The following is a 25,626-nucleotide window of genomic DNA, read 5'->3' as shown; positions in this document are numbered from 1 at the left end:
ATGCCCCTTCCCAAGCCGCCTGCACGCAAAGCTGCCCAACTCACGACTGCCGACTTCGAGTCGCAGGCTGCCCCCAAAGGCGGCAAACGCGGGTTGAAACGGGCTGCTGCCGCGGAGGCCGAGCCGGCACTGCTGGACCTGCGCAACGACGCCGCCGAGGCCGCGGCTCCTCCCCTGGAAGTCACCCCGCCCGCCGCGGCCGCGCCCAGCGCGATGCCCGCCTCGCCCAACACCAGGGCCGCCCCGCGCCCGCGCAAGCCGCGCAGCACCGGGCCGGCCAAGCTCTTCGTGCTCGACACCAACGTGCTCATGCACGACCCGATGAGCCTGTTCCGCTTCGACGAGCACGACATCTACCTGCCGATGATCACGCTCGAGGAGCTCGACGGCCACAAGAAGGGCATGAGCGAGGTCTCGCGCAACGTGCGCCAGGTCAGCCGCGACCTCGACGCCCTGGCCGGCGGCCCCGACGCCGCCAAGCTCGACCCGGCCGAGGGCATCGCGCTGGCCAAGACCGGCCACAAGGAAGCGCTTGGGAAGCTCTTCTTCCAGACCCAGCTGCTGGAGACCAAGCTGCCCCAGGGGCTGCCCCAGGGCAAGGCCGACAACCAGATCCTGGGCGTGGTGCAGTCGCTGCGCGAGCAACAGCAGGGCCGTGAAGTGGTGCTGGTGTCCAAGGACATCAACATGCGCATCAAGGCCCGCGCGCTGGGCCTGGCCGCCGAGGACTATTTCAACGACAAGACGCTCGACGACGTAGACCTGCTCTACACCGGCGTGCTGCAGCTGCCCGCGGACTTCTGGGAGCGCCATGGCAAGACCATGGAGAGCTGGCAGCAAGGCGGCCACACCTACTACCGCATCAGCGGCCCGCTGGTGCCCGCGCTGCTGGTCAACCAGTTCGTGTACCTGGAGACGCCCGGCGCCGCGCCGCTGTACGCCCGCGTGGCCGAGATCACCGGCAAGAACGCCGTGCTCAAGACGCTCAAGGAGTACACGCACCAGAAGAACGCCGTGTGGGGCGTCACCGCCCGCAACCGCGAGCAGAACTTCGCGCTGAACCTGCTCATGGACCCGGAGTGCGACTTCCTCACCCTCACCGGCACGGCCGGCACGGGCAAGACGCTGATGACGCTGGCCGCGGGCCTCTCCCAGGTGCTCGACGACCGCCGCTACAGCGAGATCATCGTCACCCGCGTGACCGTGCCCGTGGGCGAGGACATCGGCTTCCTGCCCGGTACCGAGGAAGAGAAGATGGGCCCGTGGATGGGCGCGCTGGACGACAACCTGGAGGTGCTGGCCCGCAGCGACTCCAGCGCCGGCGAGTGGGGCCGCGCCGCCACCAACGAGCTGGTGCGCAGCAAGATCCGCATCAAGAGCCTGAACTTCATGCGCGGGCGCACCTTCCTCAACAAGTTCGTGATCATCGACGAGGCCCAGAACCTCACGCCCAAGCAGATGAAGACGCTCATCACCCGCGCGGGCCCGGGCACCAAGATCGTCTGCCTGGGCAACCTGGCGCAGATCGACACGCCCTACCTCACCGAAGGCAGCTCCGGCCTCACCTACGCAGTGGACCGCTTCAAGGGCTGGCCGCACTCGGGGCACGTCATGCTCGCCCGCGGCGAGCGCTCCCGCCTGGCGGACTTCGCTTCCGAAGTGCTGTAACGCCGGCCGGGTTCACGCCTACCGCCCAAAGGGGCTGCGCAAGCAGCCCTTTTTCGTTGCCGCAACGACTCGCCCCGCGCCGCCGCTACAGTGCGGCCCGCCTATGAAGCTGCGTCTGAAAATCCTGCTGCTGGCGCTGCTGCCGCTGGTGGCGGCGCTGTGCCTGATCGCTTGGGCCGTGGTGCACCAGGAAAAGGAGCTGCTCGCGCGTGAGCGCGCCGCCGTGCAACGTGCCTACATGGACGCGCGCCGCGACGAGCTGCGCCACTACGTGGAGCTGGCCATGAGCAACGTGCGCCCGCTCTACGAACGCTCGGCGCAGCAGGACGAAGCCAGCCGCCGCGCCGCCGCCGTGCAGGCCCTCTCGCAGCTCGCGCAACTGGACTACGGCGCCGACGGCTACTTCTTCGTCTACGACCTCGAAGGCCGCGTGCTCATGCACTCGCGCCAGCCGGAGCTCATAGGCCGCAACCTGTGGGAGCTGCGCGACCCCAACGGCTCGCCCACCATCCAGCGCCTCATCGCGCAGGCCAAGGCCGGCGGCGGCTACGTCGAATACCTGTGGCGACAGCCCTCCAGCGAGCGCATGGCGCCCAAGCTGGGCTACGTGGTGGCGCTGCCGCAGTGGAACTGGATGCTGGGCACGGGCCTGTACCTGGACGGCATACAGGCCGCGCTGGGCCAGCTGGAGCAGGAGTCGCGCAGCAACGTGGCGCGCACGCTATGGCTCATGGGCGGCATCGCGCTGGTGGCGCTGCTGCTCATCAGCGCCAGCGGGCTGGCCTTGAACTTGAGCGAGCAGCGCGCGGCCGAGCACAAGCTGCGCGCCCTCGCCCACCAGGTGGTGCGGCTGCAGGAGGACGAGCGCGCCCACCTCGCGCGCGAGCTGCACGACGGGCTGAGCCAGCACCTGGTCGCCATCAAGCTGCTGGTGGAGTCGGCCCAGCGCGACGGCCGCGCCGAGGTGCTGCGCCAGGCCGCGCAGCGCCTGGGCGACAGCCTCAACGAGGTGCGCCGCATCTCGCACCGGCTGCGCCCCGCGCTGCTGGACACCCTGGGGCTGCCCGCCGCGCTGGCCCACCTGGCGCAGGAGTTCGCCGAAAGCGGCGCCGTGCAGGCCGGCGCCACCGTGCAGGGGAGTCCCAAGCCGCTGCCGGAAGTCGTCAACACCGTGCTGTTCCGCGTGGCGCAGGAGGCGCTGACCAACGTGGCCAAGCACGCGCAGGCGCAACACCTGGCGCTGGCGCTGGAGTTCCCCGAGGCCGGCGGCGTGGCCATGCGCGTGCTCGACGACGGCCGCGGCTTCGACGCCGAGGCCGCGCAGGACGCCTCCGGCCCCGGCATCGGCCTGCGCAACATGCGCGAGCGCCTCGTCTCCATTGGCGGGCTGCTGGAGGTGCAAAGCCGCCCCGGCCACGGCACACAGATCGAGGCCGTCATTGCCGCCGCGCAGCTCGCGCGGCTGGCGCGCGACAATCCCGCGCCATGACCGCCGGCAGTACCTCCCCGCTTCGCATCCTGCTCGTCGACGACCACCCGCTGGTGCGCGACGGCCTGCGCGCGCGGCTGCAGGCCGACGGCTACGTGGTCACGGCCGAGGCCGGCGCGCCGGAGTCGGCCATGCAGGCGCTGCTGCGCGACCAGCCCGACCTCGTGCTCATGGACGTGGGCCTCAAGGGCAGCAGCACCAACGGCATCGAGCTGGCGGCGCAGATGCTGCAGCGCCGCCCGGGCCTGGCCGTGCTGATGTTCAGCATGTACGACAACCCCGAGTACGTGCAGCGCGCGCTGCAGGCCGGCGCGCGCGGCTACGTGCTCAAGGACGCCTCCGGCGACGAGCTGCTGGCCGCCATAGAGGCCATACGCGCCGGCGGCACCTTCCTGAGCCCGGGCGTGACGCGGCGCATGTTCCGCGCGCAGGCACCCAAGCCCATCCTGACGCCGCGCGAGAGCGAGATCCTGAGCGCCCTGGCCCGCGGCGAGAGCAGCAAGCAGATCGCGCGGGCGCTGGACCTGTCGGTGCGCACCGTGGAGACGCACCGCCAGAACATCAAGCGCAAGCTGGAGCTGGACAGCCCGGCCGAGCTCATGCGCTACGCGCTCGAACACGCGCGCAACCCCTGACGCCTGCTGCCGCTCCAGCGCCCGCACCTTCAAACCTGGGGTTGACCCCTAGGTGGCGCCACGCAAGCGCCCCCGTAGCCGCGACGGATGTTTGCGTTGCCTCCAGCGCCGACCATGACGCCCCTGTCCAACACCCATCGCGCAGGGGCCGGCTGCTTGCCCGGCTGAAGCGCGCCGCAGGAGCCAACCCTATGTCTTTCATCCGTCGCCACCTGCCCTGGGCAGGCGTGGCCGTCCTGGGCGCCTGCTCGCTGGCCTACGTGGCCCTGGCGCGCGGCGAAGCGGTGAGCGCGCTGTGGATCGTGGTCGCCGCGGTCTGCGTCTACCTCATCGGCTACCGCTACTACAGCCTGTTCCTCGCGCAACGGGTGCTGGGCCTGGACCCCACGCGCCAGACGCCGGCCTGGAAATACAACGACGGCCTGGACTTCGTGCCCACCAACAAGCACGTGCTCTACGGCCACCACTTCGCGGCCATCGCGGGCGCCGGCCCGCTGGTGGGCCCGGTGCTGGCGGCGCAGATGGGCTACCTGCCCGGGCTGCTGTGGATCCTCGCGGGCGTGGTCTTCGCCGGCGCGGTGCAGGACTTCATCGTGCTCTTCATCTCCACGCGGCGCGACGGGCGCTCGCTCGGCGACCTGGTGAAGCAGGAGATGGGCACGGTGCCGGGGCTGATCGCGCTCTTCGGCGCCTTCATGATCATGATCATCATCCTCGCGGTGCTGGCGCTGATCGTGGTGAAGGCGCTGGCCGAGTCCCCGTGGGGCACCTTCACGGTGGCCGCCACCATTCCGGTGGCGCTGTTCATGGGCGTGTACCTGCGCTTCATCCGGCCCGGGCGCATCGGCGAGATCTCCGTCATCGGCTTCGTGCTGCTGATGGCCGCCATCCTGGGCGGGCAGTGGGTGCACGAGAGCCCCACGCTGGCGCCGCTCTTCACCTTCGACGGCAAGGCGCTGACGTGGCTGCTCATCGGCTACGGCTTCGTCGCCGCGTCCATTCCGGTGTGGCTGCTGCTGGCGCCGCGCGACTACCTCTCGACCTTCCTCAAGATCGGCACCATCGTCGCGCTGGCCATCGGCATCGTGGTCGTTGCGCCCTCGCTGCAGATGCCCAAGCTCACGCAGTTCGCGGCCGGCAACGGCCCGGTGTGGGCGGGCAACCTGTTCCCCTTCCTCTTCATCACCATCGCCTGCGGCGCGGTGTCCGGCTTCCACGCTCTCATCTCGTCGGGCACCACGCCCAAGATGCTGGAGAACGAATCGCACGCCCGCTACATCGGCTACGGCGGCATGCTGGCCGAGAGCTTCGTGGCGGTGATGGCGCTGGTGGCGGCCTCGTGCATCGAGCCGGGCGTGTACTTCGCCATGAACAGCCCGGCCGCGCTGGTGGGCAAGACGCCCGAGGCCGTGGCGGCGACGCTCTCCACCTGGGGCTTCGTCATCACGCCGGAGATGCTGGTGCAGACCGCCAAGGACGTGGGCGAGAACACCATCCTGGCCCGCGCCGGCGGCGCGCCGACCCTGGCCGTGGGCATGGCCCACATCCTTCACCAGGTCGTGGGCGGCAAGGCCATGATGGCCTTCTGGTACCACTTCGCCATCCTGTTCGAGGCGCTCTTCATCCTCACCGCCGTGGACGCCGGCACGCGCGCCGGCCGCTTCATGCTGCAGGACCTGCTGGGCAGCTTCGTGCCCGCGCTCAAGCGCACGGAATCCTTGCCCGCGAACCTGCTGGCCACGGGCCTGTGCGTGGCGACCTGGGGCTACTTCCTGTACCAGGGCGTGGTCGATCCGCTGGGCGGCATCAACACGCTGTGGCCCCTCTTCGGCATTGCCAACCAGATGCTGGCGGCCGTGGCGCTGATGCTGGGCACGGTGGTGCTGTTCCGCATGAAGAAGGACCGCTACGCCTGGGTGACCATCGTTCCCACCGTGTGGCTGCTGCTGTGCACGCTGACCGCGGGCTGGCAGAAGATCTTCTCGGAGGACGTGCGCGTGGGCTTCCTGGCCCATGCCGGCAAGTACGCCGACGCGCTGGCGCAAGGCAAGGTGCTGGCCCCGGCCAAGAGCCTGGAGGCGATGGAGCGCGTAATCTTCAACGACCGGCTGGACGCGGCGCTGTGCGGCCTGTTCATGTTCGTGGTCGCGAGCATCCTGGTGTATGCCGTGCGCAGCGTGCTGGCCGCCCGCGCCAGCCGCGCGCCCACCACGCGCGAGATGGCCTACGAGCGGCTGCCCGCCGACGCCCAGGCCGCGGCCCATGCCTGAAGCTGAAACCAAGGCTTCCCGCCTGGCCCAGCTGGGCCAGGCCGGGCGCTACTTCGCGCAGGGCCTGCGCCTCATGGTCGGGTTGCCGGACTACGGCGGCTACCTGGAGCACATGAAGCGCACCCACCCCGACCAGGAACCCATGAGCTACGAGGCGTTCTTTCGGGATCGCCAGCAGGCGCGGTATGGCGGGGGAACGGGGAAGTGCTGTTGAGGCGCTGGAAGAAAAAAGAAAAGGGGCCGCTTGCGCGGCCCCTTCCCCTCCTCCCTCGCGCTCCCTCTTTTATTCGTTGCCTTACTTGGCGCCCACCAGGTCGCTGATCTGGCGCAGGGCGGCCGGGTCTTCCATGGTGGTCAGGTCGCCCGGGTCGCGCTGTTCGCACACGGCCTGGATGGCGCGGCGCAGCAGCTTGCCGGAGCGCGTCTTGGGCAGCACGCTCACGAAGCGCACGCGCGCCGGGCGCGCCACCGCGCCCAACTGCGCGTCCACCGTCTTCAGGATCTCGGCTTCGAGCTGCTTCATGCGGGCCTCGTCGCCCAGCGCCGTGGCGTCGCGCAGCACGGCAAACGCCATGGCCACCTGGCCCTTGAGCTGGTCGGCCACGCCCACCACCGCCACCTCGGCCACGGCCGCATGGCTGCAGATGCTCTCCTCGATCTCGCGCGTGCCCAGGCGGTGGCCGGCCACGTTGATCACGTCGTCCGTGCGGCCCAGGATGAAGTAGTAGCCGTCCTTGTCGCGGATGCCCCAGTCGAAGGTGCTGTAGAGCCAGTGCTCCGGCTTGCCGTCCAGCGCCGGCACCTTCTGCCAGTAGGTCTTGACGAAGCGGTCGTCGTCACCCCACACCGTCTGCAGGCAGCCCGGCGGCAGCGGGCCTTCCACCACCACCACGCCCTTCTGGTCGGCGCCCTTGAGCTCCTCGCCGCTTTGCTGGTCGATCAGCTTCACGTCGTAGCCGTAGGTCGGCACGCCGGGGCTGCCGAACTTGCTGGGCTGCTTCTCCACGCCGTTGGCGATGGACAGGATGGGCCAGCCCGTCTCGGTCTGCCAGTAGTTGTCGATGATGGGGCAGCCCAGGCCCTCGCTGATCCAGCGCGCCGTGGGCTCGTCCAGCGGCTCGCCGGCCAGGAACAGCGCCTTGAGCGTGGACAGGTCGTACTTCTTCAGCAGCGCCGGGTCGTGCTTCTTGAGCACGCGAATGGCCGTGGGGGCGCTGAACATCACGGTGGCCTTATACTTCTCCACCAGGCTCCACCACACGCCCGCGTCCGGCGTGGTGGGCAGGCCTTCGTACAGCACCGTGGCCATGCCGCCGATCAGCGGCCCATAGACGATGTAGCTGTGGCCCACCACCCAGCCGATGTCGCTGGTGCACAGGAAGGTCTCGCCCGGGTCGCCCTGGAAGATGTGCTTCAGGCTCGCGGCCAGCGCCACGGTGTAGCCGCCGGTGTCGCGCTGCACGCCCTTGGGCTTGCCCGTGGTGCCGCTGGTGTAGAGCGTGTAGCTCGGGTGCGTGGCGTCCACCCACTCGCAAGGCACCTCGGTGCCGGTGAACTGCTCGCGCACCGCGGCGAAGTCCACGTCGCGGCCTTCGGTGCGCTCCATGAGCGCCAGGCCGCGGTCCACCAGCAGCACCTTGGCGGGCTTGTGGCTCGCAAGGCGCAGCGCCTCGTCCAGCAGCGGCTTGTAGGCGATGACCTTGCCGCCGCGCGAGCCGGCGTCGGCGCTCACCACCACGGTGGGCGCGGCGTCGTCGATGCGGCTGGCCAGGCTGTGGCTGGCAAAGCCGCCGAACACCACGGAGTGGATGGCCCCCAGCCGCACCGCGGCCAGCATGGCGAACACGGCCTCGGGAATCATGGGCATGTACAGCAGCACGCGGTCGCCCTTCTTGACGCCCAGCGACTGCAGCACCGCCGCCATGCGCTGCACCTCGGCGTGCAGCTCGCGGAAGCTGTAGATCTGCTCCTTGTCCACCTCGGTGGACACCCAGACCAGCGCGTTCTGGTCCGCACGGTCCTTGAGGTGGCGGTCCACCGCGTTGTGGCAAAGGTTGGTCTCCCCGCCCGGGAACCAGCGGACGAACGGCGCCTTGCTGTAGTCGCAAACCTGGTCGAACGGCTTGTTCCATTCGATCAACTTGGCCTGCTCGGCCCAGAAATCCTCACGCTGCTCGACCGAGCGCTTGTGAAAGTCCGCGTAGCTCATGCTTTAGGCTCCTGCTTGCATGCGAAATAATGAATTCAAAATTTGGCGATCCTGAAGGTCCGGGGTGGCCTGGCCGCCTGCTGTCTTGTTGTTGGGGTTGTGGGGTCAGTCGATGCGGACCACGAAGCGGCCCCGCACCTTGCCGTCCATGAGCGCCTGCGCGCCCCACCTCGCTTGCGCGAGCGGGATGGTCTGCGTGAGGCCGTCCAGCAAGCCGGTATCAAGCGATTCGAAGATGCGCTGCCACGCCGCCTCGCGCAGCGGCCGCGCCGGCCACACGCTGTTGATGCCGGCCAGCGTCACGCCGCGCAGGATGAAGGGCATCACCGAGCCGGGCAGGTCCGCGCCCTGCGCCAGACCGCAGGCTGCCACGGTGCCATTCCACTTCGTTTGCGCCAGCGCATTGACCAGCGTGTGGCTGCCCGCGGCGTCCACCACGGCGTCCCAGCGTTCCTTCTGCAGCGGTTTTCCAGCGGCTTCCAGCGTGCGGCGGTCCAGGATGTCGGCGGCGCCCAGCGCGCGCAGGTAATCGGCCTCGGCCATCTTGCCGGTGGCGGCGGTGACACGGTGCCCGGCGCGCGCCAGCAGCGCGATGGCGATGCTGCCCACGCCACCGGTGGCGCCCGTGACCAGCACTTCGCTTTGCGGCTTCAGGCCGTGGCGCTCCAGCGCCAGCACGGCCAGCGCCGCGGTGAAGCCGGCCGTGCCCACGGCCATGGCGTGCTCGGTGGAGAAACCCGCGGGCAGCTTGACCAGCCCGTCCGGCGGCAGCACGGCCTGCTGCGCCAGGCAGCCCCAGCGCGTTTCTCCTACCTCGGCGCCGGTGCTGGCGACACGGTCGCCAGGCTGGAAGCCGGGGTGGCGGCTGGCGATGACGACGCCCGCGCCGTCTATGCCCGGCACCATGGGAAAGCGTCGCACCACAGGCGAGCGGTCGGTGATGGCCAGACCGTCCTTGAAATTCAGCGTGGAGTGCTGGATGCGCACCAGCACCTCGCCCTCGCCCGGCTCCAGCGGCGGCAGCTCGCGCACGTCGGCGCTGAAACCGCCGGCGTCCTTCTGCAGGTACAGGGCACTGAACATCTTGGGGGTGTCTCCAGGCGCTGCCGGGACCGTTGGCCGGCGGCTTTGTGTTAGGCCTGGATTGCATGCGCATGCGCTGACGGCATGCTGACGCATTGACTTGGCGCTAATAAGGCCATTGGGCTGGGTTAATCCCCCCTCGAACATGGTACTCTCCGCGCCCGTGAAGAAAGCCCTACCTTCCCTGCTGCTTACTTGTGTGCTTTTCGCAACAGTCGGTGCGGAAGCCGCGCCGCGTTCGAAATCACACCCGCACAGGCACAGCGCCAAGACTGCGCCAGCAGCTGCCGCTGCGGCCACGGCCGCCACGGCTGCCATTGCCACTGCAGCAACCGCCACCGCTGCCCCCACAACCCTCACCACCGCGCCCGCCGCTGCCCCTGCGACTGCCGCCGCGCCCATGCCGGACGGCGTCACGCAGCTGCTCATCGAACGTGGCCTGCTGCCTGCCGGCGCCGCGCCGCTGGTGCAGAACATGAGGGACAAGGCGTCCAACCTGGTGATCTCCGCCTTCGACTTCCTGGGCGTGCCCTACCGCCGCGGCGGCAATTCGGAAGAGACGGGGTTCGATTGCAGCGGCTTCACCCGCCACGTGTTCGAACGCACGCTGGGCCTGGTGCTGCCCCGGCGCGCCGACGACCAGGCCAAGGCCGACGGGCTGCAGCAAGTGGGCCGCGACGAGCTCAAGCCCGGCGACCTCGTGTTCTTCAACACGCTGCGCCACACCTTCTCGCACGTGGGCATCTACGTGGGCGACGGCAAGTTCATCCACGCCCCGCGCACCGGCCAGAACGTGCGCGTGGAAGACATGCGCGAGGCCTACTGGACGCACCGCTTCACCGGCGGCCGCCGCGTGCCCGGCGTCAACGACGGCAACGAGCTGATGCGCGAAGCCGGCATGTCGCAGCCGCGCTGAAGCGCACCGTGCCCCGGCCCAAGCTGCGGGCCCGCAAGGCAACCTGCTTCAAGTCCCTCTTGTGAAGGGAACGGCACAATCGAGGGATGGCCGAACGAGCGATTCCCATTGCCGACCTGCGCTATGCCGCGGCGACGCCCCGCATTCCTGAGCAGTTGACCCCGCCGTCGGGCCTGCTGGCCGACCGCCTCGGCCGCCCGCTGCACGACTTGCGCATCTCCGTGACGGACCGCTGCAACTTCCGCTGCAGCTACTGCATGCCCAAGGAGATCTTCACCAACGACTACGGCTTCCTGCCCCAGTCGTCGCTGCTGAGCTTCGAGGAGATCACGCGGCTGGCGCGCATCTTCGTGGCTCACGGCGTGCACAAGCTGCGCCTGACCGGCGGCGAGCCGCTGCTGCGCAAGAACGTGGAAAAGCTCATCGAGATGCTCTCCGCGCTGCGCACGCCGGAGGGCCAGCCGCTGGACCTCACCCTCACCACCAACGCCACGCTGCTGGCGCGCAAGGCGCAGGCGCTCAAGGACGCCGGCCTCAAGCGCGTGACGGTGAGCCTGGACGCGCTGGACGACGCGGTCTTCCGCCGCATGAACGACGTGGACTTCCCCGTGGCCGACGTGCTGGCCGGCATCGAGGAGGCGCGCCGCGTGGGACTTGGGCCGCTGAAGGTCAACATGGTGGTCAAGCGCGGCACCAACGACCACGAGATCGTGCCCATGGCGCGCTGGTTCCGGGAGCACTACGACGGCCAGGTCATCCTGCGCTTCATCGAGTTCATGGACGTGGGCGCCTCCAACGGCTGGCGCATGGACGACGTGCTGCCCTCGGCCCAGGTGCGCGAGCGCATCCACGAGGTCTTCCCGCTGGAGCCCACCGCCCCCAACGCCGTGGGCGAGACGGCGCAGCGCTGGCGCTACGCGGACGGGCGCGGCGAGATCGGCCTGATCTCCAGCGTCACCCAGGCGTTTTGCGGCGACTGCAACCGCGCGCGGCTGTCCACCGAGGGGCGGCTGTACCTGTGCCTGTTCGCCTCGCAGGGCCAGGACTTGCGCTCGCTGCTGCGCGGCGGCGCCAGCGACGAGCAGATCGCCGCCGCCATCGGCCTGATCTGGCAGGAGCGCGGCGACCGCTACTCGGAGCTGCGCGGCGCGCAGCAGGCCGACGCGGGCTCGGGGCGGCGCCGCGTCGAGATGCACTACATCGGAGGCTGACAAGCACCATGGGACTCCTTCCCGCCCAAGGCTCCTGCCGCCGGCTGCTGGCCCTCACGGCCGCGGCCACCCTCGTCCTGCCCTGGATGGCGGGCGAGTTCGCCAAGCAGTTCTTCCAGCCCGGCCTCACCAACGACCCGGCGCGGCAGACGCTGCTGATCGACTACATCGTGATCGGCGCGCTGGTGTTCGGCCTGACCATGATGCTCACCGTAGGCCTGGGCTGCTGGATGCGCACCGTCATGCAGGGCCCGCAGCGCCGCGCCGACGACTACCCCATGCCGGACGAGGACGCCCGCCGCCCATGATCGACGCCCAAGACATCACCGGCCTGATCCTGGCCGGCGGACGCGGCAGCCGCATGGGCGGCGTCGACAAGGGTCTGCAAAACCTCAACGGCCTGCCCATGGCGATGCACGCCCTCCTGCGGCTGCAGCCCCAGGTGGGCGCCGTGCTGATCAATGCCAACCGCAACCTCGCGGCCTACGAATCCTTCGGCGTGCCGGTGTGGCCGGACGCGCTGCCGGACTTCCCCGGCCCCCTGGCCGGCTTCATGGCCGGGCTGGAGCACTGCGAGACGCCGTGGCTGGTGACGGTGCCCTGCGACACGCCGCGCTTCCCCGCCGATTTGGTAGCGCGCCTGGCCGCCGCCGCGGACGAGGCCGGCGCCGACGTGGCCCTGCCCATCACCGAGGAAGACGGCCGCCCCCAGGTGCAGCCCGTGTTCTGCCTGATGAAGGCGTCACTGCTGGAAAGCCTGGTGCGCTTCACCAGCGAAGGCGGCCGCAAGATCGACCGCTGGATAGGCCAGCACCGCCACGTGGAAGTGCCCTTCGACGACGCCGAGGCCTTCTTCAACGCCAACACCCTGGCCGACCTGCGCCGGCTGGAGCCCTGATTTCGCCTGCCGCCGGGCCGCCCAACGCGGCCGAGGCGCCTGACCGACCCGACCGAACATGAACAACAACTCCCTGGCCGACATCGCCTCCTGCCTCAGCGGCTACGACCCCAACGCCCTGCCCGTCGAGAAGGCCCAGGCTTTCATCGCGCAAATGGTGCCGCGCGTGCAGGCGGTGGAAAGCCTGGCCCTGCGCACCGCGCTTGGGCGCGTGCTAGCGCGCGACGTGATCTCTCCGATCGACGTGCCCGCGCACGACAACTCGGCCATGGACGGCTTCGCCTTCCGCAGTGCCGACCTCTCGGCCGGCGCCGACACGGCGTTCGACATTGCCGGCACGGGCTACGCGGGCGCGCAGTTCGAGGGCGAAGTGACCACAGGCCAGTGCGTGCGCATCATGACCGGCGCCGTCATGCCCGCCGGGCTGGACACGGTGGTGCCGCAGGAGTTCACCAGGACGGTGGACGGCCGGGTGATCGTTCCGGCCGGCGTGGTGCGCGCCGGCGACAACCGCCGCCTCGCGGGCGAGGATTTGAAGCGCGGCGCCCCGGCGCTGCAGGCCGGCCGGGTGCTGCGCCCGGCGGACCTGGGGCTGCTGGCCTCGCTGGGCCAGGCCGAGGTGCCGGTGCTGCGGCGGCTGCGCGTGGCTTTCTTCTCCACCGGGGACGAGCTGCGGTCGATTGGCGAACCGCTGGACGCCGGCTGCGTGTACGACAGCAACCGCTACACGATCTGGGGCATGTTGCAGCGCCTGGGCGTGGACGCGATCGACATGGGTGTGGTGCGCGACGATCCCGCCGCGCTGGAAGCCGCCTTCCGCGAGGCGGCGGCCTGTGCGGACGCCGTCATCACCAGCGGCGGCGTGAGCGTGGGCGAGGCCGACCACACCAAGCAGGTCATGGCGTCGTTGGGCGAGGTGCTGTTCTGGAAGATCGCCATGCGCCCCGGACGGCCCATGGCCATTGGCCGCATCGGCGAGCCTGGAAAACAGGCCGTGCTGTTCGGCCTGCCGGGCAACCCGGTGGCGGTGATGGTGACGTTCTATGCCTTCGTCCGGAATGCGCTGCTGCAAATGGCGGGCGCCGGAAATTCACCGCTGCCGGTGATTCGCGCGGCCAGCGCGACGTCCATTCGGAAAAAGGCGGGGCGAACGGAATACCAGCGCGGGATCGTGGAGCGCGGGACCGATGGCAACTGGTCGGTACGCATCACCGGCAGCCAGGGCTCCGGCGTGCTGCGCTCGATGAGCGAGGCCAATGGGCTCATCGTGCTGGGGCACGAGCAGGGGAATATTGCTGCTGGGGAATTGGTGGATGTGGTGCCGTTTGAGGGATTAGTTTAAGTAGATTTCAGAGCAGCACATGCCGATGCAAAGCCGCCATCAGGGCGGCTTTTTTCACGCCCATATTTCTTGGCACAGACGAAATTTGCGCCTAAGATATGATTTTCGCTATTCCATCGTTATACCCATGAAGGCCTTCACTCGATTTTTCACGGCACTCCTTCTTGGCACCCTGCTATGTTTCTCAGCCAGTGCGCAGGATGTCGTTCGAAAACCCTTGCCGCCTGACCATCCTTTGATTGGCACCTGGCGCATCGAATTGCCGGATTTAAAATGCTTCGAGGAATATGAGCTGCGCGCCGACGGCATGAAATACTCCATGTCCGGCGAGGAGCGCAACGAGTCGGAATTCACCCTCTCCGATAGGCCCAGCGACAAGGGCTTTTACAAGTGGGTCGATAAACTCACCAAATCCAACGGACAGCCGGACTGCTCAGGGCACCAGGTGGAAATCGGGCATGTGGCGGTGAACTACATCAAGCTGCACCCCAGTAAAGATAAATTCCTGCTCTGCACGGCTGAGGATTTTAAATGGTGCTTTGCGGAGTTTTACAGGAGCAAGTGACGCTGAAAAGCTCATGCGCAGCCACCACGGCTTGAATTTAAATTCGGACACTTCCGCCAGGAAAACGGACATCCAGCTTGACCAGCGTATTCGTTCGTGAGAGGGTGACGGGCTTTGTCCCGCCCCGGAAAAGCCCGAAAGAAATAAGCCAGGCACAGCAACTGCAGCATCCGTAGCAGGCCTTTATAAACAAGCTCTTCACAAGGCAAGCCATGGTCATTGACGCCAGCAGCACCAGAATTTTCGCCGACCAACGCGCAACCAACCAAAATGCCCGTGTGGGCAGCGGCGCATCGTTTTCGGCGTCGCTCGTCGAAGCGTCAGCGGCGGCATGGGCATGAGCATGCAAATACCGGTGAATGCCGGCGATACAACCCCGCTGGACATCAACGGTACCGAGCGGATTGATTTTCTCCAGGTAGCGCAAACCGGCATAGGCGATGCCCATCTCCGCCAGGACAGCGTCACGGAGAAAATGCTGGTCTCGGCCCTGGCCACCATGCGGCGCCACCAGGGTGAAACCTCCAGCCCAACGACTTTGGACCGGTTCATCAAAACCGCTTGATGCAAAAACTCAAGAAATACCTGCTCCAAGCCGCCGCGTTCCTGGCCACCCTGTTGGCCGGCACCGCCAACGCTCAATTTGGCCACCTGGGATATGCCGAATTGCCGCAGCTCGACGGCGGCAAAACCGTGCTCTTTTATCCCACGCTGGCCGAGGAAACGGCCGTCCGCCAAGGCCCTTTTGAATTCTCCTGGGCGGCCGATGCGCCGCCCTCCTTCAGCAACGGCCGCCTCGTCGTCATTTCCCACGGCTCCGGCGGCTCGCCCTGGGTGCATATGGATTTGACGCGCACGCTGGTGCACCGCGGCTTTATCGTGGCCATTCCGCAGCACCAGGGCGACAATGATCAGGACCATTCCCGGCCCGGACCGGAAAGCTGGGCCCGCCGGCCGCTGGAAATCAGCCGCGCCATAGACGCGGTGGCCTCCTATCCGCCACTGCAGAATTTCGTCTCCACCGACCGCGTGGGCATATTTGGCGGCTCGGCCGGCGGCCATACGGCCCTCACACTGGCCGGCGGCCAATGGTCGCCGGACCGCTTCAAGGCCCATTGCGAGCAGCACCTGGAAGAGGATTTCAATTCCTGCGTAGGCTTCACCACGCGGCTGCGCGGCAATGCCCTGGACTATTTGAAACTGTGGCTGGCGCGCCGGGTGATTGCGTGGCGGTTCTCCGACCCGACGCCTCAACGCTACACGGATGCCCGCATACGCGCCGCCGTGGCCATGGTGCCGTTTGCCGCGGATTTTCTGCCCGCCTCGCTGGCCAAGCCCAAAATACCGCTCGGCCTGATCATTGCCGAGCGGGATGTGAACCAGATTCCCAAATTCCACGCCGAGGCCATCGCCCAAGCCTGCGAACCACGCTGTGAAGTGCTGCTGCGCCTGGCGGACGCCGGACACGGCGCCATGCTGTCACCCATGCCGCCTCTTGCGCCCGGCAGCATCGAGTTCGCGCTGCTGGGCGATCCGCCCAATTTTCAGCGTGCCACAAGGGTGAATCAGATACACCAGGCCATCGCCGAGTTCTTCGCACAACATTTATTGCCGGACAGATAAATTTTCAAGCAATTGAATGTCATTGCCGTGCCAGCCCAACCCGTGGACAGCGCGGCAAGAGGCAAACTCGCGCGCTACCGCGTTTATCAGGAAAACTGAATATTTTCTTCGCGCCGCACGGCGCGCCAGGCTTTTCGAATGGCGTCGGCGCTGCGCTGAATATCGTCGGGGTCGGCCGAAAATCCGATCACCGAGATTCTCATCACCCAGCGGCCGTGCCAGCGCGTGCCGCCGGCAAAGCACGTGGCGTCGGCCTGCACGCGGGCGATGACGGCGGCGTTCAGGGCGTCGTCGACCTGTCCGGCGTCTTCGCCGCCGCGCGGGGCGCCGGGGGCGGCGTGGCCCGCGCTGAAGCGCACCAGCACCTGGTTGAGCACCACGGCGTTGAGCACGGCCACGCCGGGCTCGCGCGCCAGCGCGTCGGCCATGTCGCGGGCCAGCTCGCAGTGGCGCTGCACCATGGCCGCCACGCCGTCGCGGCCCAGGTGCAGCAGCAGCGCGCAGGCGGCGAATCCCCGCGCGCGGCGCGAAAGCTCGGGCACGTACTGCGTGGGGTCGCGCTCGGCCGCCTGCGCGGCGGGCAGGTAGCTGGCGGCGGCGGTCATGGCGCGGCGGTGGGCGTCGGCGTCGCGGACGATGACGAAGCCGCTGTCGTAGGGCAGCTGCAGCCACTTGTGGCCGTCCGTGGCCCAGGAGTCGGCCTGCTCCACCCCGTCCACCAGCGCGGCGCGGCCGGGGCAGGCGCGCGCCCACAGGCCGAAGGCGCCGTCCACGTGCACCCAGGCACCGCGGGCGCGGGCCAGGGGAATCAGGCGCCTGAAGTCGTCGCAGGCGCCGGTGTTGACGTGGCCGGCCTGCAGCAGCACCAGCAGCGGGCCCACGCCGGCTTCGCCCAGGGCGCGCTCGAAATCGGCGGCGTCCATGCTGCCGTCCGCCTGGGCGCGTACGCGGCGCACGCGGCGGCGTCCCAAGCCCAGGTATTGCAGCCCGGCGTAGACGGTGACGTGCGCCTCCTCGCTCACGAGCACGGTCAGGGGCGGTGCGCCGTAGAGGCCGTCGGCTTCCACGTCCCAGCCCTCGCGCGCCAGCAGCGCGCTGCGCGCGGCGGCCAGCGCGGTGAAGTTGGCCATGGTGGCGCCGGTGACGAAGCCCACGGAGCACTCTGGCGGCAGGCGCAGCAACTCCAGCAGCCAGCGCGCGGCCACGGTTTCAGCCGCAGCCGCGGCCGGTGCGGCGAGGTGGTTGGCGGCGTTCTGGCCCCAGGCGGCGGTGAGCCAGTCCGCGGCCAGGCCCACGGGGTGCGAGGCGCCGTTGACCCAGCCGAAGAAGCGTCCGCCCGTCATGGCGCGCAGGCCCGGCCGGGCGCGCTCCAGCAGGGCCTGCACGGCCTGCTCAGGCGGCAGGCCTTGGGCGGGCAGCGCCACGCCCTCCCAGCGCTGCAATTGCTGCGCGTAGCTGTCCACGGGCTGCGCCGGGGTGTCGTGCACGCCGCGGCGGTATTGCATGGCCGCGTCGAAAGCCAGTTGCAGGGCGGAAGTAAAACGGTCGTCGTACTGGCTCATGGGCGCTGGGGGTGCGGCCGGGGCTTCAGCGCATCACTTCCGCCGTCCCGCGGTTGGCGAGCTGGTCGGCGCGCTCGTTGCCCGGGTCGCCGGAGTGGCCCTTGACCCAGTGCCAGCGCACGTCGTGGCGCTGGGCCTGCTCGTCCAGGCGCTGCCACAGCTCCACGTTCTTCACCGGCTTCTTGTCGGCCGTGGTCCAGCCGCGCTTCTTCCAGTTGTGAATCCAGGTGGTGATGCCGTTGCGCACGTACTCGCTGTCGGTGTGGATGTCCACGCTGCAGCGCTTTTTCAGCACCGACAGCGCCTCGATCACCGCGGTGAGCTCCATGCGGTTGTTGGTGGTCAGCCGCTCGCCGCCCCACAGCTCCTTTTCATGCGTGCCGCTGCGCAGCCACGCGCCCCAGCCGCCGGGGCCGGGGTTGCCCTTGCAGGCGCCGTCCGTGTAGACGGTCACCGCGGCCGGTGCCGCCACTTGCGCCGTGGCGGCCGCGCCGCCCTCACGGCCTGCGGCCGCTGCACTCGAATCACTCAACTTCCAGTCCTTCCTTGTTGGCCACCACGGCCGTGGCCTTGCTGGCCTTCACGCGCTCGCGCCGCGCCAGTCCCACCAACCGCATGCCGCGCACGCGCTTGACGGCCACCAGCAAGTACACGGCGCCAAACACCGGCCACCAGCGGTCGCCCCGGTCTTCCATCCAGGCGAAGCGCTGCAGCCAGCGATACCTCCTCAGCGGCGGCGAAAAGCAGCCGAAGCGCCCCGCCTCCACCTCGAAACTCAGCAGCCGCAGCCAGTCGCGCAGCCGCCAATAACCAATCGTCTCGCCCGCTTGCGGCAAAAACAGCGGCCCGCGCGAACCCAGCCGCCGCCGCCACAGCCCAACGCGCTGGCGCATGCCCCACAGGCTCAGCGGGTTGAAGCCCAGGATGACCACGCGCCCCTCCGGCATCAGCACCCGCTCCACCTCGCGCAGCGTGCGGTGCGGGTCGGCGGCCAGCTCCAGCGTGTGCGGCAGCACCACGAGGTCCAGGCTGGCGTTGGCAAAGGGCAGTGCGTCGGCCTCGCAGTGCAGGCCGATGACGGCCGCGCGCAGGCTCATGCCCAGGTGGGTTGGGCCGTCGGACGGCGGCTCGTCGCTGGCGCACCAGCGGTGCGGCATGCGGTTCATGCGCAGCGCGTCCAGCTCCGGCAGGCCCAACTGCAGGGCGTGGAAACCGAAGAGATCCGGCACCGCCTGGTCCATGCATTGCTGCTCCCAGGCCAGCAAGTAGCGCCCCGGGGGCGTGGTCAGCCAGCGCCTCAAGGCGTCGTGGCGTGACTGCGCGCGCGAGGCCAAAGGAGTCAGGCGCTGGTCGTCCATGACGATCGTCTGCGCCGGCACAGGGTTTTCACTTGGGGGCCTTCCTATAATCCGCGCGCCATGCAATTGCTCGCCCTGCCCGCCTTCACCGACAACTACATCTGGATGCTGCACGACGGCAAACAGGCACTGGTCGTCGACCCCGGCGAAGCTGAACCTGTGCAAGCGGCGCTGCAGGCCCACGGGCTCAAGCTCGCGGGCATTCTAGTGACCCACCACCACGGCGATCACGTCGGGGGCGTGGATGCGCTGCGGCCGCTGCTGCAGGGCCCCGTGTTCGGCCCGGCGCGCGAGAGCATCCCGCAGCCCTGCACGCCCTTGAACGGCGGCGACACGGCCGAGCTGCTGGGCCTGCGCTTCCAGGTCATCGACGTGCCCGGCCACACCGCCGGCCACATCGCCTATTTCCTGCCCGCCGGGCCGCAGGGCACGCCCGTGCTGTTTTGCGGCGACACGCTGTTTTCCGGTGGCTGCGGGCGGCTTTTCGAAGGCACGCCGGCACAGATGCTGTCGTCGCTTTCCGCCCTGGCCGCGTTACCGGCCGACACCCGTGTGTGCTGCGCACACGAGTACACCCTGTCCAACTTGCGTTTTGCCGCCGCCGTGGAGCCGCACAACAGCACCCTCGCGCAGCACCGCGCGTGGTGCGAGAACCAGCGCGCACACGGCGGCATCACCCTGCCCTCCAGCATTGGGCTGGAGAAGCAGATCAACCCCTTTTTGCGCACGTCGCAGCCGGACGTCGTCCGCGCCGCCCAAGAGCGCAACCCTGGGGCGCTTGGCGACGTGGCGGTGCTCGCGGCGCTGCGTGAATGGAAGAACGGTTTCCAATGAAAAAAATCGCGTCCCCTCTGCCGCCGTTCTGGCGAAGCCTGCTCTCCCTGGCCGCCGCGGCGGCGCTGAGCGCCTGCGCCACCGCGCCGGGCCCGCAAGCCACCGGACCCGTCACGGCGGCCGACGTGGCCAAGGCGCCGCCGGTGAAACCGTCCATGGCCCCCGACGTCGCCGTCACGCCCGCCGCACCCGCGATGGCGAGCGTGGCGCAGACGCCGGTGGCCAACCCCGTGGACCCGCTGCGCCCAGACGAGTCGGTGGACCTCAACGCGGGCAACGCGCACGTGGACCTGTGGTCGCGCGTGCGCTCCGGCTTCACCGTGCCGGACCTGGACAACGACTACGTGCGCCGCGCCGAGCAGTGGTACTCGCAGCGCCCGGACTACGTGCAGCGCATGACCGAGCGCGGCGGGCGCTACCTCTATCACATCGTCGAAGAGGTGCAGCGCCGCGGCCTGCCCACGGAGCTGGCGCTGCTGCCCTTCATCGAAAGCGCTTTCAACCCGCAGGCCCTGTCCACCGCCAAGGCGTCGGGCATGTGGCAGTTCATGCCGGCCACGGGGCGCGACTTCGAGCTGCGCCAGAACATGTTCCGCGACGACCGCCGCGACGTGCTGGCCTCCACCCGCGCCGCGCTGGACTACCTCACGCGGCTGTACGGCATGTTCGGCGACTGGCACCTGGCGCTGGCGGCCTACAACTGGGGCGAGGGCAACGTGCAGCGCGCCGTGGCGCGCAATGCCAAGGCCGGGCTGCCGACGGATTTCGAGAACCTGCGCATGCCCGAGGAGACGCGCTACTACGTGCCCAAGCTGCAGGCGGTGAAGAACATCGTGATCAAGCCCGATGCCTTCGCGCTGGCGCTGCCTGACCTGAAGAACCACCCGTACTTCCTGGGCGTGCCCATCGAGCGCGACATCGACGTGGCGCTGGCCGCCAAGCTCGCCGGGCTGTCGCTGGAGGAGTTCAAGCAGCTCAACCCGCAGATGAACCAGCCGGTGATCCTGGCCGCGGGCACGCCGCAGGTGCTGCTGCCCTACGACAACGCCAGCACCTTCGTGAGCAACCTCTCGCGCTACCGCGGCCAGCTCGCGAGCTGGACGGCCTGGGTGGTGCCGCGCACCATGCGCCCGGCCGACGTGGCCAAGGAGCTGGACGTGCCTGAGAGCACGCTGCGCGACGTCAACCGCATCCCGCTGCGCATGCTGGTGAAGGCGGGCTCCACGCTCATCGTCCCGCGCACCGAGCAGGTGGCGCGCGACGTGGCCGAGCACATTGCCGACAACGCCTCCATCGCGCTGGCGCCGGACGTGCCGCCGCTGCAGCGCGTGGTGATCAAGGCCGCGCGCCGGGGTGAAACCGTGGCCGCCGTGGCGCGCCGCACGCACACGACCGTGGCACAGCTCTCGGCCTGGAACAAGGTGTCCGCTGGCAGCCGCTTCGGCCCGGGGGCGCCCGTGGTGATGTACCTGCAGGCCAAGGCGGCGCAGGTGGCGATGAACTCGGAGCCCGAGCCCGAACCGGTGGCCAAGGTGGCGGCCAAGGGCCGTGTCAAGGCCGAGCCGGCCGAGCAGCGCAGCGTGGCGCGCGCGGCGACGCCGCAGAAGCGTGCCGTGGCCAGCCGCAGCGAGCCGGCCAAGCGCGTGGCGGCCGCCCGCCCCGCCGCCCCCACGCCCGCCCCGCGCGGCGCAGCCGGCCGCAGCGCCGGCAACGTGAAGGTGGCCGAGGCGCGCGAGAGCACCTCGCGGCGCTGAAGCGCGCACGGCGCGCTGGCGCGCCGGAGATGAAAAGAAAGGCGGCCCGCGGGCCGCCTTTTGCGTTTCAAGGGCGTTTCGCACCCCCACCCGTCATGCCCGCAAAAGCGGGCATCCACGCCGGCCGAAATGCCGGCGCGCCAACGCCACATCCGGGCGCCGCCGTTCAAAGGCCACACCTCGGCATTCGTGGATGGCCGCTTTCGCGGGCATGACGACGTCTTTTCCTTCGGCCCGCTTGACTCCAGCAAGCGGGCTTGAACGTCTGATGCAGCGAAACAATCCCGGCGGCCACAGGGCCACCGGGATTCGTCTTCTGCTCACACCGCCAGCGCGTGCAGCGCCGCGCTCGTGTGCAGCGTGGTGCCCAGCAGCGACAGCAGGTCGCCGCCCTCTTCCACGGCGGCCGGCGCCGCGGCCACCGAGCCCAGGCCGGTGTCGAAGTGCACGTCCGTCACCTGCAGTGAGCTGCCGTCGGCGCGGGTGGCCACGCCGTGCTCCTGGTGCAGATTGCCCTGCGCGTCGTAGAAGGCCTGCACGCTGAAGCCCACGGACAGGCTGGCGATGCCGGCCTCGGACAGCGTCATCAGCTCATCGGCGCTGCTCTGATGGTCGCCGTTGAGGTCGCGCCAGGCCAGCAGCTCGCCGAAGTGCGCATCGCGGGCGTCGATGAAACCGTCGCCGTTGCCGTCCAGCGCGGCCAGACGGGTGAAGCCGGCGCCGTCGCCCGTGCCGCCGAAGAGCTCATGGATGTCGTCGATGCGGCCGTTGCCGTTCACGTCCATCGCCAGCAGCGCGTCGTCGGCCGCGATCCAGCCGGAGGCCACCGCGTGGCCGTTGCCCAACAGGTCGAAGCTGCCGGCCGAGTCGGCGCGGGCCACCGTTTCCACGCCGTCGCCGTCCAGGTCCAGCGCCAGCGGCGTGATGGTGGTGGACTTGGTGCTGACCACGAGCTGGCCGAGCTTGAAGTAGTCGTCCGGCTTGGTGTCGGTGACGCTGGCGGCGATGACCAGCACGTTGCCTTCGCGCGCGCCGGCGTTGAGGTCGGCCCAGCGCGTGGTCGTGGAGATGGTGTCGTTGGCCTCGCTGGCCATGCCGCCCAGCACCGAGCTGCTCAGGCTGGTCAGCGTGGTGGCGCTGCTGCCTATCCAGGCCGTGAGGTCGCTGTCGCCGTAGACGTAGCCGAGGTAGGCCTTGTCCACCACCACGTTCTGCGAGAACTGCAGCACCACGAAGTTCAGGCGGCCCACGTTGTCTAGGGTGTGGGTGGCGCCGGAGCCGTTTTCGCTGGCGTCGGTCACGCCCAGGCCGCCGGTGTAGGCACCGAGGTAGGCCTTGCTCCAGGTGCCGCCCGCATCGCGGCTGAAGGCGCTGGCGGTCACGCTGACGCCGCCCACGCTGTAGCTGCGGGTGTTGCCGTCGGTGCCGTCCACGGCGGTGTTGCCGTCGAAGCTGTAGGTCAGCGTCACGGTGTTGGGCGCGAAGCCGGCGTCCACGCCGGCGTTGGCCGTGCCGGAGCTCAGGTGGACGACGCCGGACAGGCCGTTGGCGTCCACGTCCGAGTCGGCCAAGTCGTTCGTCCCCTGGTCGGCGCGCGTGAAGGCCTGGTAGCCGCTGGGCCGCACCACCTGCACGCGGTAGTCGCCGGGCGCCAGCCCGTTGAAGGCGTAGGCGCCGCCGGTGGTGGTGGTCGTGGTGGCGAGCACGGTGCTGCCGGTGGCATCCATCAGCTTCACGGTCACGCCGGTGACGCCGGCCTCGCCCGTGTCCTGCACGCCGTTGCCGTTGGCGTCCAGCCAGACCTTGTCGCCCAGGGTCTGCACCAGGGCGCTGGAGCTGACGTGGGCGGCGTCGCTGTCGCTCACCACCTTGTCGGCGGCGTCGCGGCCGCTGGCCGTGCCGGTGCTGGAGAGCGTGGCGCCGGCGGCCACGGCCTCGCGGGCGGTGTAGGTCCAGGTCTCGCCCACGTCGAGCTGGCCGTCGCGGTCGGTGTCGCCGCCCACGAAGGTGATGCCGCCGAGGCGGTCGTCGCTCACGCTGACGGTGCTCAACGCCACGTTGCCGGTGTTGGTGAGCACGTAGGTGTAGAGGGCCGTGCCGGCCGCGGGGATGACCAGCGCGCCGGCGGCGGTGTCGGCGTCCACGTCCGCGGTGACGACCAGGGTGGAGACGCTGCCGGCCGGCGTGGCGAGGTCCGCGCCCAACTCGTTTTGCGTGGCGAAGAGGTTCTTGGCCGTCTCGTAGTCGCCGCTGGCAAAGGCCTGGCGCACCAGGCTCACGACCTGCTCGCGGCTGTAGAGGTAATCGATGTAGGGATCGCTGGCGTTGAGCAGCGCCGCGGCGGCGTGGCGCAGCAGCGCATTGACGCCACCGCCGTTGGTGGCGAGCGCGTCCACCAGCGTGGGCGCGCTGCCCGGCACGTCCACGCCGAACAGCGCCTCGAAGCTGGCGTTGGGCGACAGGCCGGTTTCCGGCCAGCCGCTCAAGGGCGCGCCGCCGTCGCCGGTGTGGTTCTTCCAGAAGCCGGGCGTGAGGCCTTCGCCGCCGCCGGCCTGCTGGTTGTAGTACTCGGCGTGGACGAGCTTTTCCAGGTCCAGCCCCGGCGTGCCGGCCACGTGCAGCCCGGCGTCCACCGTCAGCACCTGCTGGCCGGCGCCCACGGTGACAGTGGTGGTGGCGTGGGTGGCGGGGTCGAAGTCGCTGTCGGTGGCGTCGTTGCCGCCGAGGTCGCGGCTGCTGAGCACGTAGCCGGTGGGCGCCACGACGGCGAGCTGGTAGCTGCCGGCGGCGACGTTGAAGGCGTAGTTGCCGTCGGCGTCGGTGGTGGTGGTCTGCAGCAGCGTGCCGGTGGCGCTCCTGAGCTGCACGGTGACGCCGGCAAAGCCGGCCTCGCCCGCGTCCTGGATGCCGTTGGCATTGGCGTCCAGCCACACGCGGTCGCCAACGGACTGGCTCAGCCCGGTGGAGGTGTAGATGGCCACGTCGATGTCGCTGGCGGTGCGGCCGGAGACGGCGTCGCGGGCCGTGGCGGTGCCGACGTTGGTGACCACGGCGCCGGCCTGCACGGTTTCGTGGGCGGTGTAGATCCAGGTCTCGCCGACGTCGAGCTGGCCGTCGTGGTCGTCGTCGCCGCCGACGAAGCTCACGGCGGCGATGCGGTCGTCGCTCACGCGCACGTCGCTGAGCGCCACGGTGCCGGTGTTGGTGACCTCGTAGGTGAACACGGCCTGGCCGCCGGCGGCGATGACGGGGGCGGTGGCCAGGGTGTCGGCGTCCTCGTCCGGCGACACCAGCAGCGTGCTGCCGGTGGCGGTGGCGGGGGTGCTCAGGTCGGCGCCCAACTCGTTCTGCGCGGCAAAGAGGTTCTTGGCCGCTTCGTAGTCGCCGCTGGCGAAGGCCTGCTGGACCAGGGTGACGATCTGCTCGCGGCTGTAGAAGTAGTCGACGTTGGGGTTGGCCGCATTGAGCAGCGCGGCCGACGCGTGGCGCAGCAGCGCGCTGACGCCGCCGCCGTTGGTGGACAGGGCCTGCAGCAGCGTGGGAGCCGAGCCGGGGACGTCCACGCCGAAGAGGCTTTCGAAGCTGTCGGTGGGCACCAGGCCGGTTTCCGGCCAGCCGCTCAGGGGCGCGCCACCGTCGCCGGTATGGTTCTTCCAGAAGCCGGGCGTGAGGCCCTCGCCGCCCAAGCCGTAGCTTTGCTGCAGCACCTCGCCGTGGACGTATTTCTCGATGTCCAGGCCGACGCGGCCGGTGAGGCCCAGGTCGCCGCTGAGGTTCACCTGGCCGGAGCCGAGCTCGGCCTGGACGGTGATGCCGTCCGGGCCGCCGGAGGTGGTGGCGCGCGAGGAGACGCTGTAGCCGGCGGGCAGCGTGGCGGGGTCGAAACTGACGCTGTAGACGCCGGGCGCCAGGCCGGTGAAGGCGTAGTTGCCGTTGGCGTCGGTGAGCTGCGGGCTGCCGATGGCCGTGCCGGTGGCGTCCAGCAGTGTCACGCGCACGCCGGCCACGCCGGCTTCATCGGCGTCCTGCTGGCCGTTGCCGTTGAGGTCCAGCCAGACGCGGTCGCCATAGCTGGCGGGGCGGTAGAAGCCGGCGTCCACGGTCGTGACCGCGTCGCCGGAGGCCAGCGTGTAGCGGCCGGCAAAGCCGGTCGCGTCCGCGTCGTTGTCGGTGGCGTCGGCACCCACGTGCTGGCGCGTGATGGTGAAG

Annotated in this window: 21 protein-coding genes; 15 read left to right on the top strand and 6 right to left on the bottom strand. The window is 69.5% G+C overall.

The window, feature by feature from the left end; translation table 11 throughout:
* From ALA01S_RS20035 to ALA01S_RS20015, 5 genes are all read left to right on the top strand, one after another.
* Entirely contained in the window at positions 1-1,668 is a 1,668-nt protein-coding gene (locus ALA01S_RS20035) for a PhoH family protein (protein ID WP_066340072.1), read from the top strand.
* A gap of 103 nt (positions 1,669-1,771) precedes the next feature.
* Complete coding sequence (locus tag ALA01S_RS20030; protein WP_066340071.1) at positions 1,772-3,157, top strand: cache domain-containing protein; 1,386 nt, start codon at positions 1,772-1,774, stop codon at positions 3,155-3,157.
* Positions 3,154-3,792, top strand: a complete 639-nt coding sequence (locus tag ALA01S_RS20025) for a response regulator (protein ID WP_066340070.1) — start codon at positions 3,154-3,156, stop codon at positions 3,790-3,792. The genes ALA01S_RS20030 and ALA01S_RS20025 overlap by 4 nt, the downstream gene beginning before the upstream one ends.
* Positions 3,793-3,983: 191 nt before the next feature.
* Positions 3,984-6,062 (top strand): carbon starvation CstA family protein, encoded by a 2,079-nt coding sequence (locus ALA01S_RS20020; RefSeq protein WP_066340068.1) that lies wholly within the window; start codon positions 3,984-3,986, stop codon positions 6,060-6,062.
* The gene (locus ALA01S_RS20015) at positions 6,055-6,276 is read left to right on the top strand and encodes a YbdD/YjiX family protein (RefSeq protein WP_066340065.1); all 222 of its coding nucleotides are present in this window, start codon (positions 6,055-6,057) and stop codon (positions 6,274-6,276) included. Before ALA01S_RS20020 ends, ALA01S_RS20015 begins: the two co-directional genes overlap by 8 nt.
* An 81-nt stretch (positions 6,277-6,357) precedes the next feature.
* Here ALA01S_RS20015 and ALA01S_RS20010 read toward each other — a convergent pair whose 3' ends face one another.
* A complete protein-coding gene (locus ALA01S_RS20010) occupies positions 6,358-8,271 on the bottom strand; it encodes a propionate--CoA ligase (RefSeq protein WP_066340059.1) in 1,914 nt (637 codons plus the stop codon).
* Between the two features lie 105 nt (positions 8,272-8,376).
* Entirely contained in the window at positions 8,377-9,354 is a 978-nt protein-coding gene (locus ALA01S_RS20005) for an MDR family oxidoreductase (RefSeq protein WP_066340056.1), read from the bottom strand.
* 400 nt (positions 9,355-9,754) lie between these two features.
* On the opposite strand from ALA01S_RS20005, the gene ALA01S_RS20000 reads away from it, so the two are divergent.
* The 8 genes from ALA01S_RS20000 to ALA01S_RS19965 all read left to right on the top strand — a co-directional run bounded on the left by ALA01S_RS20000 (position 9,755) and on the right by ALA01S_RS19965 (position 15,909).
* On the top strand, positions 9,755-10,270 hold the full coding sequence (locus ALA01S_RS20000; protein ID WP_066340052.1) for a C40 family peptidase: 516 nt from the start codon (positions 9,755-9,757) through the stop codon (positions 10,268-10,270).
* 86 nt (positions 10,271-10,356) lie between these two features.
* Positions 10,357-11,481, top strand: a complete 1,125-nt coding sequence (moaA, locus tag ALA01S_RS19995) for a GTP 3',8-cyclase MoaA (protein WP_066340051.1) — start codon at positions 10,357-10,359, stop codon at positions 11,479-11,481.
* 8 nt (positions 11,482-11,489) lie between these two features.
* Positions 11,490-11,789, top strand: a complete 300-nt coding sequence (locus ALA01S_RS19990; protein ID WP_066340049.1) for a hypothetical protein — start codon at positions 11,490-11,492, stop codon at positions 11,787-11,789.
* Positions 11,786-12,379 (top strand): molybdenum cofactor guanylyltransferase MobA, encoded by a 594-nt coding sequence (gene mobA / locus ALA01S_RS19985; RefSeq protein ID WP_066340048.1) that lies wholly within the window; start codon positions 11,786-11,788, stop codon positions 12,377-12,379. The genes ALA01S_RS19990 and mobA overlap by 4 nt, the downstream gene beginning before the upstream one ends.
* Before the next feature lie 58 nt (positions 12,380-12,437).
* Complete coding sequence (gene moeA / locus ALA01S_RS19980) at positions 12,438-13,721, top strand: molybdopterin molybdotransferase MoeA (protein ID WP_066340046.1); 1,284 nt, start codon at positions 12,438-12,440, stop codon at positions 13,719-13,721.
* 19 nt (positions 13,722-13,740) lie between these two features.
* Positions 13,741-14,286 (top strand): hypothetical protein, encoded by a 546-nt coding sequence (locus ALA01S_RS33255; protein ID WP_157119137.1) that lies wholly within the window; start codon positions 13,741-13,743, stop codon positions 14,284-14,286.
* Between the two features lie 337 nt (positions 14,287-14,623).
* Positions 14,624-14,851 (top strand): hypothetical protein, encoded by a 228-nt coding sequence (locus ALA01S_RS19970; RefSeq protein ID WP_157119136.1) that lies wholly within the window; start codon positions 14,624-14,626, stop codon positions 14,849-14,851.
* Positions 14,851-15,909: an alpha/beta hydrolase family protein gene (locus tag ALA01S_RS19965; protein WP_066340039.1), complete on the top strand. Its 1,059-nt coding sequence runs from the start codon at positions 14,851-14,853 to the stop codon at positions 15,907-15,909. The genes ALA01S_RS19970 and ALA01S_RS19965 overlap by 1 nt, the downstream gene beginning before the upstream one ends.
* 86 nt (positions 15,910-15,995) lie before the next feature.
* Here ALA01S_RS19965 and ALA01S_RS19960 read toward each other — a convergent pair whose 3' ends face one another.
* The 3 genes from ALA01S_RS19960 to ALA01S_RS19950 all read right to left on the bottom strand — a co-directional run bounded on the left by ALA01S_RS19960 (position 15,996) and on the right by ALA01S_RS19950 (position 18,829).
* Positions 15,996-17,471 carry a pyridoxal phosphate-dependent decarboxylase family protein gene (locus ALA01S_RS19960; RefSeq protein ID WP_066340036.1) on the bottom strand — a complete coding sequence of 492 codons (1,476 nt, stop codon included), beginning with the start codon at positions 17,469-17,471 and terminating at the stop codon, positions 15,996-15,998.
* A 25-nt stretch (positions 17,472-17,496) separates the two neighbouring features.
* Positions 17,497-17,925: a ribonuclease HI gene (rnhA, locus tag ALA01S_RS19955; protein ID WP_084267746.1), complete on the bottom strand. Its 429-nt coding sequence runs from the start codon at positions 17,923-17,925 to the stop codon at positions 17,497-17,499.
* A 70-nt stretch (positions 17,926-17,995) separates the two neighbouring features.
* Positions 17,996-18,829, bottom strand: coding sequence for a class I SAM-dependent methyltransferase (locus ALA01S_RS19950; RefSeq protein ID WP_084267747.1), 834 nt, complete (start codon positions 18,827-18,829; stop codon positions 17,996-17,998).
* 60 nt (positions 18,830-18,889) lie between these two features.
* Here ALA01S_RS19950 and gloB point away from each other — a divergent pair, with 60 nt between their 5' ends.
* Both gloB and ALA01S_RS19940 read left to right on the top strand, forming a co-directional pair.
* Positions 18,890-19,663, top strand: coding sequence for a hydroxyacylglutathione hydrolase (gloB, locus tag ALA01S_RS19945; RefSeq protein ID WP_066340034.1), 774 nt, complete (start codon positions 18,890-18,892; stop codon positions 19,661-19,663).
* Complete coding sequence (locus ALA01S_RS19940; RefSeq protein ID WP_084267745.1) at positions 19,660-21,417, top strand: transglycosylase SLT domain-containing protein; 1,758 nt, start codon at positions 19,660-19,662, stop codon at positions 21,415-21,417. The genes gloB and ALA01S_RS19940 overlap by 4 nt, the downstream gene beginning before the upstream one ends.
* A 320-nt stretch (positions 21,418-21,737) precedes the next feature.
* On the opposite strand, the gene ALA01S_RS19935 is transcribed toward ALA01S_RS19940, so the two are convergent.
* On the bottom strand, positions 21,738-25,626 hold a 3,889-nt coding region (locus tag ALA01S_RS19935; RefSeq protein WP_174548642.1), incomplete at its 5' end, for an SdrD B-like domain-containing protein.

This window comes from Azohydromonas lata NBRC 102462 (assembly GCF_001571085.1).
In the GTDB taxonomy this organism is placed as follows: domain Bacteria; phylum Pseudomonadota; class Gammaproteobacteria; order Burkholderiales; family Burkholderiaceae_C; genus Azohydromonas; species Azohydromonas lata.
The sequence above is the reverse complement of the archived record's forward strand: the minus strand, read 5'-3'. Positions and strand labels throughout refer to the sequence as shown.

What these genes read in the sequence shown, in the direction of transcription:
- ALA01S_RS19940 (WP_084267745.1), top strand. Translation starts at nt 19,660, where the DNA reads ATGAAAAAAATCGCGTCCCCTCTGCCGCCGTTCTGGCGAAGCCTGCTC.
- moaA (WP_066340051.1), top strand. Translation starts at nt 10,357, where the DNA reads ATGGCCGAACGAGCGATTCCCATTGCCGACCTGCGCTATGCCGCGGCG.
- ALA01S_RS19970 (WP_157119136.1), top strand. Translation starts at nt 14,624, where the DNA reads ATGAGCATGCAAATACCGGTGAATGCCGGCGATACAACCCCGCTGGAC.
- ALA01S_RS20020 (WP_066340068.1), top strand. Translation starts at nt 3,984, where the DNA reads ATGTCTTTCATCCGTCGCCACCTGCCCTGGGCAGGCGTGGCCGTCCTG.
- ALA01S_RS19950 (WP_084267747.1), bottom strand. Translation starts at nt 18,829, where the DNA reads ATGGACGACCAGCGCCTGACTCCTTTGGCCTCGCGCGCGCAGTCACGC.
- ALA01S_RS20005 (WP_066340056.1), bottom strand. Translation starts at nt 9,354, where the DNA reads ATGTTCAGTGCCCTGTACCTGCAGAAGGACGCCGGCGGTTTCAGCGCC.
- mobA (WP_066340048.1), top strand. Translation starts at nt 11,786, where the DNA reads ATGATCGACGCCCAAGACATCACCGGCCTGATCCTGGCCGGCGGACGC.
- ALA01S_RS20015 (WP_066340065.1), top strand. Translation starts at nt 6,055, where the DNA reads ATGCCTGAAGCTGAAACCAAGGCTTCCCGCCTGGCCCAGCTGGGCCAG.
- ALA01S_RS20025 (WP_066340070.1), top strand. Translation starts at nt 3,154, where the DNA reads ATGACCGCCGGCAGTACCTCCCCGCTTCGCATCCTGCTCGTCGACGAC.
- gloB (WP_066340034.1), top strand. Translation starts at nt 18,890, where the DNA reads ATGCAATTGCTCGCCCTGCCCGCCTTCACCGACAACTACATCTGGATG.
- ALA01S_RS19990 (WP_066340049.1), top strand. Translation starts at nt 11,490, where the DNA reads ATGGGACTCCTTCCCGCCCAAGGCTCCTGCCGCCGGCTGCTGGCCCTC.
- ALA01S_RS20035 (WP_066340072.1), top strand. Translation starts at nt 1, where the DNA reads ATGCCCCTTCCCAAGCCGCCTGCACGCAAAGCTGCCCAACTCACGACT.
- ALA01S_RS33255 (WP_157119137.1), top strand. Translation starts at nt 13,741, where the DNA reads ATGCCGATGCAAAGCCGCCATCAGGGCGGCTTTTTTCACGCCCATATT.
- ALA01S_RS19960 (WP_066340036.1), bottom strand. Translation starts at nt 17,471, where the DNA reads ATGAGCCAGTACGACGACCGTTTTACTTCCGCCCTGCAACTGGCTTTC.
- ALA01S_RS19965 (WP_066340039.1), top strand. Translation starts at nt 14,851, where the DNA reads ATGCAAAAACTCAAGAAATACCTGCTCCAAGCCGCCGCGTTCCTGGCC.
- ALA01S_RS20000 (WP_066340052.1), top strand. Translation starts at nt 9,755, where the DNA reads ATGCCGGACGGCGTCACGCAGCTGCTCATCGAACGTGGCCTGCTGCCT.
- moeA (WP_066340046.1), top strand. Translation starts at nt 12,438, where the DNA reads ATGAACAACAACTCCCTGGCCGACATCGCCTCCTGCCTCAGCGGCTAC.
- ALA01S_RS20010 (WP_066340059.1), bottom strand. Translation starts at nt 8,271, where the DNA reads ATGAGCTACGCGGACTTTCACAAGCGCTCGGTCGAGCAGCGTGAGGAT.
- ALA01S_RS20030 (WP_066340071.1), top strand. Translation starts at nt 1,772, where the DNA reads ATGAAGCTGCGTCTGAAAATCCTGCTGCTGGCGCTGCTGCCGCTGGTG.